Origin of the sequence: Variovorax sp. PDC80 (assembly GCF_900115375.1) — a bacterium.
Taxonomy (GTDB): domain Bacteria; phylum Pseudomonadota; class Gammaproteobacteria; order Burkholderiales; family Burkholderiaceae_C; genus Variovorax.
Genome location: NZ_FOWG01000006.1, coordinates 136085 through 149781, shown reverse-complemented (window position 1 = coordinate 149781; position 13697 = coordinate 136085). Strand labels below are relative to the sequence as shown.

Sequence of the window (13697 nt, the reverse complement as noted above, 5' to 3'; positions counted from 1 at the left end):
CGTCTTACTTGGCATGCCGCAACCTGGTCTTCTCGGTTTCGGTCAGCAACGACATCACGGACGCGTCGAACTGGTTGCCGTGTCCGAAGACCTGCACGGAGTGGGCAGGGTCGTATCGAAGCGAAACGCTCGATGGCGAGCCGGGGCGCGGCGGCGGCGATGTATCCGCACCTCCCGGAGACAGGCTTTCGTTGCCGAAGCCCAGCACCCGCACCGTGAACACCGACGGCAGGCTGCGCCGCGCTGCGTCCCGCTCGTTTCGCAGGGATTCCTGCGCCGCCATGGCCGCCGACGCCGCCGCCGCGCTGGCGTTGGTCAGTGCACCGATGTTCACCGCCGCCACCATCGGCAGACCGGTCGCTTCGCCTTCGACTTGGATGTTGTCGGCGTTGAGCACCTGCAGCGCGGCAATGTTGAGGTTGCTGGCGACCCGGATGCCGGCATCGCCCGCATCGATGGTCCCCCTGGGCGCGACGAGGTCCACGTCGCCTTCGCCCACGGTGCCGATGCCGGCGCCGCTCATGTCGCGCTTTTCCCGCACGGTGATGTTGCCGTCCGCGTCCGACGTGACTTCCGGCGCCTGCGGGATGCGCACCGTCTTCGCGCCGCGGCCGGCGTCGATGTCGCCCTGGCTGGACCACAACACCTGGTCGCTGCCCAGGGGCTCCGCTTGCGAGACGAAGGACAGGATGCGCGAGCGGTTCACGATGATGTCGCGGTCGGCGAACACATTGACCTGCCCCGGCGAGGCCAGCGTCACCAGGCCGTATCCGTCCGGCACCACCGCGCCCAGCCCCGCCACCTGCAGGCCGCCGCCGGGGGTGAAGACGTTGATGTCGCCCCCCTGGTGGGTGCGCGCCGCCATCCGGGTCGCGGCGATGCTGCCCACGCCGGACCAGCTGCTGCGCCAGTTGTCCGGCAGGTCCGCGGCGTAGCGAACGGGCTGGCCTTCGGCCGTCGCACCGCGGAACAGCGTGTCGATGGCCGCGGAGCCGCGGCGGTAGCCGCCGTTGATCGGACCGTTCTGCCCGTCGCCCCCGTTCTGGTCGCGCCCTCCTTCGCGCAGTTCATAGACGAAGACCTGGCGCAGGAACTGCTCGCGCACCAGGGACGGCAATTGCCGGTATTGCTCCCACGCCTGCTGCGGGCTCAGCTTGCCGTCCGCGCGGCCGGTCAGGCCGGCGACCTTGTCGGCACCGAGCACGCCTTCCACGAAGGACACCAGGCCCCGGCGCGTGAGCTTGGGCAGGTCGCCGCGGTGGTCCACGCCGTCGGTCAGGTACAGCGGCGCCACCGTGCCGTCCGCCAGGGTGGTCTTCAGGTACTGCGGCATGGCGGCCACGTTGGCCGGGTTCAGGTAGGCCGACTCGAAGGCGTCGTAGCTGGCGGCCTTGTTCATGCCGGCCATCAGGGTGATGTCGGCGCCCTCGACGGGCAGGGCCTTGATGATGTTCGTTTCCTCGCCGCGCGGCGTGGCCGACACGTAGTCCCAATAGCGATTGCCGTTGGTGTACAGCGAGAAGTTGTTGCCCTGGATGTCGCGCCCGGCCAGCAGCAGCAGCTCCCCCGGCCCTTGCAGCGCGGTGCGGCTGCCCCTGTCGTAGTAGTACGAGGCCGCGCCTCCGCTGGCTCCCGCATAGGGATGCGACAGGAACCGGTTGGCGACAGCCAGGATGTCGTTGCCCGCCGCCAGCACCGTGCTGTCGGTGGCGCGCAGGTTTCGCGCGCTCAGCTCGAAATTGCGGATGTCGGTGCCGGCCTGCACGCGCACCGATTCCGACGCGATCAGGTTCAGGTCGCTGATGGAACCGGCCCCCGCGTAAAGGCGGCTGGGCGCGAAGTCGTGCGCCTGCATCGGCAGCGTCTCCGGGTTGTCGAACAGCTCCGCCCCCCCATTGGCGCTGTTCGTCAGGAAGGCATTCGTCACCGAGAAGCCGCCATAGACGGACTTCAGCGGCGCGCCAAACGCCGACGCACCGCCCAGCATGGTGGTAAGGCCTGTCCACGGGCGGAAGATCGAGGGCCACTTGTCCAGCGTGGTCTGGGTCATCACGATGGCCCCCGTGTTCAGCAGGCTGCTGCCGCGCAGGAAGCGCAGATCCTGGGCAGCCAGCAAGGAGAGGTCGGTGGTGTTCGCCGGCGCCATCGCCAGCAGGCCTGCGATGTCGATGCTTCCGCTCAGGGCCGACACGCTCAGCTTGGCCGGATACAGGCCCACCATGTCCGTCTGGAGCTTGGTGTCCGTCATGCCGTTCACCAGCTTGGTGGTGTTGCCCGTGTCGTTGCCCGCCACGTATTCCGACTGGTTTTCCAGGCGCACGTTGCCGCCGGTGGACACCAGCGTGACGGCGCTGCGCTCGGTCTGGCTGCTCATGAACATCGCATGGCTGGCCCCGCCACTGGTGTCCTTGTCGGCCTGGTCGATGTAGGCACGGCGTATCTGCATGGGGTCGATCACGGTCTGCAGGACCAGGTCGCCCAGCGTCTGCAGCTTGAGCGTGGCGTCCGACAGCGCCAGCACGGGCGCGATGTCGTAGGCATAGGTGGCGCCCGACCCGTTGCTCGATGTGCCGGTCATGACGTAGCCGGCGGCGCTGGTGCCTGCGTCGATCTCGCCGGCGCCGCGGCCCACGTAGTACTGGCCGGCCTTCAGGGCGCCGCCCGCGCTCACCTGCAGTTGCCCGCCATTGCGCGTCACGATGGAGGCCGCGGCATCGCCGGCGGAACGCCCGCCCGTCACGCGCATGGTGCTGGGCAAGGCCACCACCAGGTTCACCAGGTCGCCGCCCGCCGACAGCTTCACGTTGCCGCCGCCCAGCGCGCCCAGGCCCTGCTGGAAGCTGGCGTGGTTCACCCACCAGCTCGGTTGCTGGCCCCGGTCGGACATGACCGGCGCCCAGCTGTCGCCCATGTTGTACGCGTCGTAGTAGCCGGTGGGGCTGCCGAACTCACCCCCGTAGCGCCCCTGGCGGAACAGCCATTCGGTCAGTATTTGGTCGGAACGCACGCCCTGCTGGGTCGGCGCGCGCACGCTGCCCTGGACCGCGACGTCCAGGTGACCGCCCGCGGTGCCGTACTGGGCATCGACGCTGGCGGTGTCGAAGCCACCACCCAGGGTGGGATCGGCCTCGGCCCGGCCCGCCGTGTACAGCGCGGACTCCTTGTGGGCGAGCACCAGGTCGCGCCCGGCGCGCACCGTCAGGTCGCCGCTGCCGGTGCGCACCAGCTTGCCGGCGCCCGATTCGGCACCGGCCGTGCCCAAGCGGATCGTGCCGGCATCGCTCGCGAGCGCACCCGGCGCCCGCGTGGCCAGTGCGTCGACCGAATTCAGGTCCGCGCCCGCCACCAGGCGCAGGTTCCACGACGCGGCCTGCTGCAGCCGCGCCGCCCGGCCCGCGCCGTTGTCGCGGCCGGCCACGTCGAAGCCGTCGCTCAGATGGCCGTCGATGTTCAGGTTGCCGCCGGCGCGCAGCGTGAGCGTGCCTTCGCGGTGCGCCGCACCGAAGCTGTCGAACAGATTCCAGTCGCGGCCCAGCGTCAGGTCGCCCGGGCTGGTGATCTCGATGCCCGCCGCCAGCGCATAGGCGGCGGCGTTGCCGCCCAGCCGCGTCAGGATGCCGGTGTGGCCTGCAAAGGCATTGGCCTCGGCGATCGCCCGCGGGGCCACGGATTCCACCGTGCCATCCGTGCTGGCATGGCGGCGCACGCCTTCGAGCACCGCGGAGCGCGCACCCTGCACGGCGGCGTTCAGCGCCGTGACGTTCAGGCCGTCGTTGCCTGCGGTGCGCTGCGCCCGCAGCCGCAGCTTGCCGCCTTCGCCGCCGCTCAGGTCCAGCGTGCCGCCGGCCAGGTTCAGTTGGCCGTCGACCGCTTCCAGGTCGATGCGGCTGCTGCCCAGGCCGTCGATGGCGTCGGTGGCATGGGCTGCCAGCACCGCGCCAGGCTGCATCGCCAGCCCCGCCCCGCCGACCAGGCGGATGCTGCCGCCGTAGGCCGCGTTGGCCTCGACGCGCGCCGTGCCGTCGACAGAGATCACGCCGCGGTCGGTGATGACTTCGAAGTCGGCCACCCGCGTGGTGCCCGCGATCGTCAGGTCGCCCTGGCGGACGCGGAACTGCCGCGACCGGCTGAAACCCGAATCGTTGAGCGTTCGCGCCAGCGCGCCGAAATCGTCCAGCCGATCGATGGCCAGCGCAAAGTTGCCGCCATTGCCCCCGGCACCGGCCTGCGCCTGCAGCGTGCCCCCGAAGTGGACCCGTCCGCCGGCCGATGCATCCACCGTCAGGCGGCCGGCGTCGCCACCGCGTGGATGGGCGGACAGGTCCAGCAGGCTGCCCGCGGCCAGGTCGATCAAGCCGCCCCGCGTCGCGAGGCTGATCTGGCCCGCATCCACGTACTGGGCCGCGTCGAAGAAGACTTTTTCCAGGCCTCCCGCGTGCAGGCGGCCCGACTCTGCGACCGTGAGGTTGCCCGTGCCGGCATCGACCGCAATGCTGCCGCCCAGCGCCAGCACCGGCAGCGCCACGGTCACGCCCTGGCCCGACAGGCTCAGGCGCGCGCCCAGGCTGGCGCGGCCCTGCGCCGCCATCTCTTGCGCATCCAGTTGCGCCTCTTGCTGCAACACCAGCTGCCCCTGCGTTCGCAGGGCCTGGTCGGCGCCGGACACCCCTTGCAGCACCGGCGTGCGCAGCGTCAGCGCCGCCGTCCCGGCGTCCAGGCCCCCGGTGCCTTCGCCGGCGATGCGACGGCTGGCCGACAGCAGCACCTGGTCGAAGCCGGACATCGTCTTGTCGCCCGCGCCCAGCACCAGTTCGCCTGCCGACAGCTCGAGGCGACCACTGCCCGTGCCCGCGCTGCCGAGCGCCGCGCCCGTGTTCTGCAGCGTCAGGTGGGAGGCCTGTACCTGCACGACATCGGCGCCATGACCGCGCAGGGCCGCGGCGTCGAACACCACCTGCGCCAGGCCGCGCATGTCCAGCGAGCGATAGAAGTCCAGGCTGCCGTAGCTGTGCAGCGTCAACGACTGCGCGCGCGACAGCTGCGCCAGGGCGTCGGCGTCCAGCACCAGGCCGCCGCTGCCGCCGCCGATGCCGATGCGGCTCGCGGCCACCGACAAGGCCTTGCCCGACAGCTGCGCGCCGGCGGCCATCTCCGTGTTGCTGGTGGCGTCGAGCAGCAGCGCCTCGCCGCCCTGCAGCAGCGCGCCGGCGCCAATGCGCACCTGGCCGCCGACCGTGGTGTCGACGTTCTCGCGCAACGCCCGCACGGCCTGGCCGCTGCTCACGCGCACCAGCGCACCCCAGTCCCTGGAGGGTGTGACGATGTGGTCGTCGCTGGTGTCGTTCGGCGTGTTGTTGTCGCTCCACACGGCCGCCACCTGCGGCTTGAGCACCAGGTTCGCCTCGTCGCCCGAGGCCCGGCCGTCCGCGCGCAGCACGCTGCCCGACTCGATCGACACCGCATTCGCCGCGGCCAGGATCACCTCCGGGCCGCTCAGCGCGGTGCCTGCGGTGTTGCGCAGCACCACGTCGCTGGCGGCCACGTCCACCTGCAGGCCCCGCACATCGCCCGTGCGCGTGCCGCCCACCAGCAGGCTGCCCGCGCCGAAGCGCGTCAGGCTGCCGGCGTCCACGACCAGGTAGCCGTCGGCACGCAGGTCGTTGCTGTCCTGCCCCGCGCCGACGATGGCGATCTTCGCGGCGGCAATGTCCACCAGGCTGCCGCGCCCGCCCGCATCGGGTTGCGCGCGCAGCTCGCCGTCCAGCGTCAGCGCGCGGTCGGCCTTGAACACCACCGCGCCGCCATCGCGGGCCAGGCGCGGGGTCACGACGTCCTGCCCTGTCAGGCGGTACTGCGTCAGCTTGAACGCATCCGACGAGAAGAAGGCGTTGCCCCGCGCTTCGTTGTATTCGCTGACCTTGCGCACCAGGCTGGCGGGCAGCACGCGCCAGCCCGAGGCCGTGGCATCGCGCGCGCCGCTGATCGTGTCCTGTTCCCGCCCGGCCACGATCGTCGAGCCGTCACGCAGGTTCACCACCTCGCCACGGGACGCAGCCCATGCCGGCAAGGCCTGGCCCGTGCTCTGCACCGCAAAGGCGCCGGGCAGCAGCGCATAGCGTGCCGGCAGGAGCGTGTACCAGCCGGCCCCCAGGCCGCCGCCGGCCAGCCAGACCTTCCGGCCCGCCGCACCGCCCGCCACGGGCGACAGGCCCTGGTAGCCCGGCAGCACCGCGTACATGCCGGGCAGCGTCAGCACGTCGTGCGAGCCCCCCGAGCCGGGCACGTGCTCCCACGCATGCAGATCGCCCCCGCCCGCGATGTCCACCACCGCGCCCGCGGCCATGGCCACGTCCGGTGCTTGCAGGAGCACGCGCTTTTCCGGCAGGGACGACAGATAGCGGTTTTCGTCCAGGGAACTGGCATCGCCGGCATTCGCACGATTGCGGCCCTGCGGGTTGGCAGGGTCCAGCCAGTATTCGGCGTTGCGCAGGCTGCCGTAGAGCACGTCCAGGCCCGCGCCGGACACCGAGGTCAGGCTGTTCGTGCCCAGCGTCAGGCGCTCGCTGGCATTCAGCGCAATCTGCCCGAAGGGCGCGCGCAGCACGCCGTCCTGCTCGATGACGGGCGCATTCAGCGTCAGGCTGCCGCCGGCCGACAGAGGCGCCGCGGCGCTTCCGTTGCCGTGCACGGTGATGGACCGGTCCGAGTTGATTCGCGCCGTGACGGCCGTGGCCGGGTAGACCTGCGCGGCCTTGATCTCCAGCGCGCCACCCACGTCCAGCGTGGCCCTGAGCTGGGAGTCGTCGTAGTCGGTGCCGCCTTCGCTGTAGGCCCCTGCCACGAAGCGCAGGTCGGCGGTGTCCAGCACCGTGCGTTCGAAGCCGCGCAGCTTGACGTCGACGGGCGACGCAGACTCGCCCTTCGCACCCCTGCCTGCGATGTCGATGGCCTGGCTGGCCGACAGGATCAGTTCGCCGGCATTGCCGGCCGTGGCGCCGACCGTGCCTGCCAGCGGGTTCAGTTGCAGATGCCGGGCGTGCAAGCGCACCACGCCGCCCAGCCCGTCGCTCCTGATGACCGGGGCGGTGATGCCCAGGCGACCGGCGACGCTCAGGTCGACGCCGCCGGCCAGCTGCACGCCCACTTGCGTGGAATGCAGATCGACCGCCGAGAAGCCCGTGTCCTGCAGCGCCTTCGCCGACACGTGCAGGGTGCCGTCCGAGGTGGCGATGTTGCCGATGTCGATCTTGTGGGTCAGTGCCGTTCCGGTGCCGCTCCAGAAATACTTGTTGAGCAGTTCGACCACGCGCTTGTCGATGCTCGCGTCGTGCTCCCACGGCGCCCTGTCGGCGCCCGGTCCCGCGGCGAGCGCCGCGCCCGCGTCGAGGACGAGCCCCTGGCTGCTGGACACCGACGTTGGCAGCATCGTGTTGAGCGCGGTGCGCATGGCACTGCTCATCTTGACGTCGCCGGCGTACTCGTCGTGGACGTCGAGGTTGCCGCTGGTGCCGATGATCCGCACGTACCTTTCGCCGTTGAACGTGTACGTGCCGGTGGGGCTCTTGTAGTAGAGGAAGGAGCCGATGTCCGGCGCCACCAGGTCCCCGGACGCACTCCCTGCCGCGCTGGTGTCCGTGATGGACAAGGACCCGCCCGCCGCCTGGGCATTGCCGCCGTGGGCGCGAAGCCTGGCGTTCATGGCACCGCCGGCCGCGGCCGTCATCACGACCGCGCCGCCATCGCTGCCCAGCTCCTGGTTCACGCGCCGCAGGGCGCCGAGCGCACCCGTGCCGCGATCCCAATACGCCACCGTGCCCCGCGCGCCCGATACGTCGATCAGCGCACCCGCTTGCGCATCCAGCGTGCCGGCGCTCAGCGTGACCGTGCCGCCCGGCAGCACCCTGCCCTGGGGCAGGCGCATGACCGGGTCGTGGAAGATTTGCGCCACGCCGGGCAGCAGCAATTCGGCCCCGTCGGCCAGCGTCAAGGTGTTCTTGGCGCGGATGTTCAGCGTCCCGGCCGGCGCCTGAAGGCGGCCCGCCACGAGCACGGAAGCCTGCCCGGACCCGTCGGCGTCCAGCGAGATCGCGCCGCCGGTTTCGGTCTGGATGCTGGCGTTCGCGTCGATGCGGATGCCGCCGCCGGACGCGGCGGTCGCCAGCGACAGGCCGCCGGGCGCGCGCGCGGCGCGGCGCGGCTCGCTCGGTTCGTCCAGTGTCCTGGGGGCCAGCACATCGCCCAATGCGCTGCCGCTGGGCAGCGTGCGCAGCGTCGATACCGCGGCGGGCATGTCCCAGCTCGCGGGTTGGATGTGGACCCGTGCGCCTTCCGCGACCACGATGTCCCCGCCGAGCGAACGGATGCCGATCGTGCCGAAGCCGCGCTCGGCGTACAGGGTCTGCGGCAGGTGCAGCGGCTTGGCTGCGCCCGATGTACTTTCGCCCGTTGCCCCGCCCGCGGGCGCGGAGCCGCCCACCTGCACGTCACCGGTCGCAGTCAGGGTGAGCCGGGACGCATCGCCCCCCGCCCAGCCGCGCAGGTCCAGCGTGTCGAGCGCCGTGTTGTCGAACGCCGTCAGGCTGATGGCCCCGCCATTGCCCGCCTGCACCTTGCCCGCCTTGCCGCCCGACGTGACACCGGACAGCCAGCCGCCGCCGGACACGTCCAGCGCTGCGCCGGCGGCCACGTCCACGTTGCCGTACACCGTGCCGAGGCCCTCTTTCATCGGGGTCCCCAGTGCAATCGAGCCACCATGGATGGCGCGGCCCAGCGTGACGCCCCCAGCGGTGTCGTTGACCCACTGGCCCGCGACGCTCAGCAGGCTGTTCGCACCCAGGCGCAGCACGCTGTCCGCCTGGCCGCCGGCGCTCAGGGCAATGGAGCCACCCGGGGCGATGAGCTTGCCCTGAATGTCGAAGTTGCCGGGGATGCCCTGGCCGTCGTAGACCGCGGCCGTGAAGCGCGCCCCCGGCTGCAGATTCACCACCGCGTTGTCTTCCAGCACGAAGCCCGTGTTGAGGTTCAACTCGATGGCGCCCAGGCCTGAATGGCTCAGCCCCGCGGCGGACAGCCACGTCGTGCGGCCCACGCCCGCGCCGGCGCCGGGGGATTGCCCTTCCGGCTCGGTCAGGAAGGCGTCCCTGCCCAGCGGGCTGTCGATGGAGAAACCCGCCGGCAGCAGCGCGGGCCTGTCGCTGATGATGACCTGGCCCAGGGTCCACATGCCCTCTTGCGCCCGGTTGGAACCCACCGTGAGGCGGCCGGCCCGAGGCAGCTCGGACGCTTCCTGCACCCGGTCGCCGGGCTGCACCGAGCCCCTGAACTCACCCTCCAGGATGAAGGCGCTGCCGGCACGGATATCGATCGAACCGGCATTCCGGCCTTCCTCGTAGCCCGGCTCCCAGCGCCGCCCCGACAACAGCGGATTGACATAGGTCTGCGTGACACCCCAGCGCGCATGCGTGTACTGGTACTGGCCCGCGATGCCCTCGTAGGTCATGTCCGCCGGCGCGGACGACATGGTGTAGCTGCGCCCGTCCACGCCTCGCAGCAGGGTTTCCGTGTTCCAGCCGTCGCTGTAACGCACCGAGCCGCCGGACACGTCCAGAATGGATCCCGGCCGCGTGATCACCGAACCGTTGGATTGGATCGTGATGTCGCCGCCTCGCGCCGCCAGCTCGGACAAGCCGATCAGGCCGTTGCCCACCCAGCCCGTCACGTCCGCCAGCGGGGTGCCGACCCAGACGCCCTTGACCACCTTGCCGGACTCGTCGGTGACCCATTCGACCCCCGCCATCAGCCCCTTGAAGGTCCCCGACTTGCGTCGATCCACGACGACCTTCCGGCCGTACAGCCAGGTATTCGCTTGCAGGTGGGAGTCGCGCAGTTCGTTGATGCGCAGTTCGGCTTCGACGAAGTTGCTGGCCATGTCCACCGGCATCTGCATCAGTCCCGCGGTACTGACGGTGGCATGTTCACCGATGAGAATGCGGCTGCCGTCGCCCACCTGGGTGTTGCGCTGCAGGGCCGCAGGGTTGGCCTGGGCCTGGATGTCGATGTTGCCCGCAGCGGCGGTGACCTGGGCACGGGTCTGCACGTCGATCGTCTTGCCGTGGAGCTCGATGCGGCCGGGCTGGTAGCGGTTGGCCAGCGAGCCGCTTTCGATCCGGGTGGTGTCCTGCCAGTCGTTGACGACTTGCGTGATGCTGTCCGGCCCCAGGTTCAGCGTGCCGCCCGACCAGGCCGCCAGGTGCGAGACGTTGGCCGCCAGATTGATGTCGATGTTGTGGACGCCCTGGCCCCAGGCGTGCAGGCGGATGGAGCCGGTCCGGTTGTTCAGCGCGGTGCTGGCTTGCAAGATGCCGTTCTGATTGATTTCGCGCGACACCATGGTGATGTCGCCGTGATCGGCCTGGACGATGCCGGTGTTGAACACGCTGTAGCCGACCTGGGCCGCGCGCTGCTCCATCAGCGGCAGGATGTCGGACACGATGCGCCCGATGAGGTAGGGCTGGAAGGCGGGCGCTGTCTGCGGATTGATCAGGAACTTGGCCGGAAAGACCCAGGGCCGCACCGACGAGGCGACGGCATCGAAGCCGCGCACGGTGGGGCTGATTTCCCTGGCTTCCAGCCACACGTTCTCGCCGGCGCCCAGCAGCGTCTGGCCACTCGGCGTCCGGATGCTGCCGGCATTGCTGACCTTGGGTGCGAACATCAGCACGTGGCCACCCTGGCCCGTGATCTGCGCACCGGCCAGCACCTTGACGTCGCCCGGCGGCTTGCCCGGATCGAAGGCCGGGCCCATGTCTTCGAACAGGACGTTCGAATCGGTCGGCATCTGCTTGGGGTTCTCGCCGAAGGTGGGAATCCCGACGCCGACTTCCAGGCCGCTCCAGTAACCGGGGTCGCCCGCCTTCGCGCCCAGCCGCGTGTTGAGACCGGCCTTGAACTGTTCGTCGCTGAGTTTCAGGCTGGAGGCGACCAGGTTGCGCACGTTGACCTGGCTGCTGCCGGTGAACAGGATGCCGTTGCGATTGATGAGGTAGACGCTGCCCTCGGCCTCTATGCGGCCGGCAATTTGGCTGGGGCGGCCGCTGGGATCGTTGATGCGGTTGAGCGCGACCCACTCGTTGACGCCGGTCTTGGCCTGGGTGCCGCCACGCTGGTCGAACTTCACCGTCGTGCTCTTGCCGACATTGAAGGTCTCCCAGTTCAGGATGGCCTTGTCGGCGGTCTGCTCGATGGTGACCGTGGTCCTGCCGTCCGCTGCTGCTTGCACGGGATTCCTGGCATTGAGCCAGCCGGCCGTCAGCGAATGGGTGTCGACCTTCAGGCCGCCTTCGGCCAGGCCGTCCGGCGGAGATTCGCCGCTGGCCAGCGCCTCGGCCCGCTTCTGTGCCTGCTGCGCCTGTTGCGCGGCGATCGTGCGCGCGGCCAGGTTCAGGTTGTTGATGGAAGCCTGCAACTGCTGACTCGCCGCGGCCGATGGCTGCGTCGGGTTGATCAGGCTGGACGCCGGGGTGCCGTTCGGCAGTTTGCCCGTTGCGATCACGCCCGCCCGAGTCGCGCCCTTGTCGGCGAACCACGCCGGACCGAACACCCGCTGGGCGTGCGCGCTGCCGAGGATCCCACCCGCGGCCAGCGCCACCGCGATGGCCCGCGCGACTGGCGCCATCCTGAAAACCTGCCGCGCCGCGCGTGTCGGTCGATTCTTCTCGTTGTACCCACTGATGGTCATTTCTTGTTCCCGCCGAAGTAAGGACTGTGCCGAAGGGGCTGCACGCTTCTCGCAGGCAAGCCGCATTCAAGAAGCCCCCTGCGATGGCGATCAAGAGCCAACGCGATAGGAGCCGTCAGTTCCTTGACGGGACGGAAACGTCGAATTCCAGAAGAATATTTTTGGACTCGTTGCGGGCACGCGCTCGCCGCTGCGGCCTCCATCTGAAAAGTCCTTGCAGATCAACGGCGGGAACGCGCTGCACCTCGGCAAAGTCACGAAAGCTTCACAGTGGCTGCGCACGACAACCATGAGAAGCCTCGACAACATTCGACGTGGACCCGACGCGACATCGAGACAGAGTCACCACCCGCCCCGGGACTTGCCCCTAGCTCAGGACCAGCACACCGGCGGGGAGCGACCGGGCGTTCAAGCCGAAGGAACGCTGCATCTGGAGCAATGCCAGATCGAGACGGTCGAGCCTGAAGGTCGCGGTGACCGTTTTCTCCCGCAGCGAATCCACCATCAGGACCACACGCCCGGGGCGGTAGCGATTGATCTCATCCAGCACCGCGGACAAGGGGACCTGCTTGAACACGAGTTCACCGCGCCGCCAGGCAGAAGCCACCTTGGGGTCGACGGTGGCGATGCCGCTGATCGAGTGATCGCGGTAGACCGCTTGCTGGCGTGCCAGCAGCAGACGGTCGCCGGCCGGATGCTCGATGCGTACGCGCCCCGCCAGGCAGGTAACGCACACCCGTCCCTCCAGGCGGCTGATCTCGAAGCGAGCCGATTCGGCAATGCTGCGGCCGGCGCCAGCCACGACGCTGAAGTCGCGCGCACTGGCCAGCATCTCGATCGCCGCCTCGCCGTTCAGCAATTCCAGCCCCACGGTCTGGCCGTCCGAGGTCAACCGGCGGACGCTGGTCCGGGTGTTCAAGGTCACGCCGATCTGATCGGACAACGCGATCGCACGCTGCTCGCCGGCGACCGTGCGCCAGTCCGCATTCCATTCATTGGCCGCGGGCCACAACCCCAAGGGCGAATAGACCGCCACCCCCGCGACACCAGCCACGGCCGCCGCTCCGGCCGCGCCCAGGAAGGCCCGGCGGCTCGCCTCGGGCGCGCGCAGGGTTTCGCGGTGAAGGCTCGCCGCTTCGGCGTCGCTGCGCACCAGACTGTTCAGCGCGGGTTGAAGCACTCGCCACTGCTGCCGGGCCTCGATGAACGCCGCTTGATGCGCGGGACTTGCGTCACGCCAGCGCCGGAACGCCTGTGCCTCCCATTGCGTCGCGGCGCCCGAATGCAACTTGCGCACCCAGGCGCGCGCGTCTTCGCGCAGGGTCTCGGGCAGCTTCAGTGGTTGAGGGTGCGTCGTCATGATGGTCTCAGGGGGCCCGTACCTTGTAGACGGTTGCGGACGCCGCAATCCTCAAACTGTTTCTTCGTGCCGTCATGAGAACCCGCCGGATTTCGGTTCCAGTCGTGAGAACAGAAAATCTTGCGCGGCTTTCAGTTCGTACTCGACGTTCCGCACGGGAATACCGAGCCGCTTGGCCACGTCCCGCTGGGACCAGCCCTCCAGCCGAATCAGCAGCAGGATTTCGCGGCGGCGCGGCGGCAAGCGCGACAGAAGGTCATCCAGCGCCTCCAGCTGCGAACGGGCTTCGGCCACCTCGGCGGGACCGGGCGCCGGGTCCGGCAGTTCGTTCATCAGCGCCTCGATGTCGTCGGACAGCAAGACCTGGCTCTGCGCGCGCCGCACATCGATGGCCAGGTTGACCGCCATGCGCAGCAGGTACGCCTGAGGCGTGGCAATGGGCCCCGGAATGGACTGGCTGCGCTGCAGCTTCAGCCAAGTCTCGTGCAAGGCGTCTTCCGCCAGTTCGGCATTCCCCAGCCGCAGGGCCAAGCGTTGCTTGAGCTGATCGTAGCGTTGAACCAGGAAGCTGCGCAGCAGCGGGATGACGTTCTCCGTCAT

General features: G+C 69.8%; 3 protein-coding genes. All 3 read right to left on the bottom strand.

What is annotated here, in order from left to right; translation table 11 throughout:
- Positions 1-4: 4 nt before the first annotated feature.
- Positions 5-11737, bottom strand: a complete 11733-nt coding sequence (locus tag BM109_RS18590; protein WP_177239383.1) for a filamentous hemagglutinin family protein — start codon at positions 11735-11737, stop codon at positions 5-7.
- A gap of 367 nt (positions 11738-12104) precedes the next feature.
- Positions 12105-13097 (bottom strand): FecR family protein, encoded by a 993-nt coding sequence (locus BM109_RS18585; protein ID WP_093345361.1) that lies wholly within the window; start codon positions 13095-13097, stop codon positions 12105-12107.
- Between the two features lie 72 nt (positions 13098-13169).
- A complete protein-coding gene (locus BM109_RS18580) occupies positions 13170-13697 on the bottom strand; it encodes an RNA polymerase sigma factor (RefSeq protein WP_093345358.1) in 528 nt (175 codons plus the stop codon).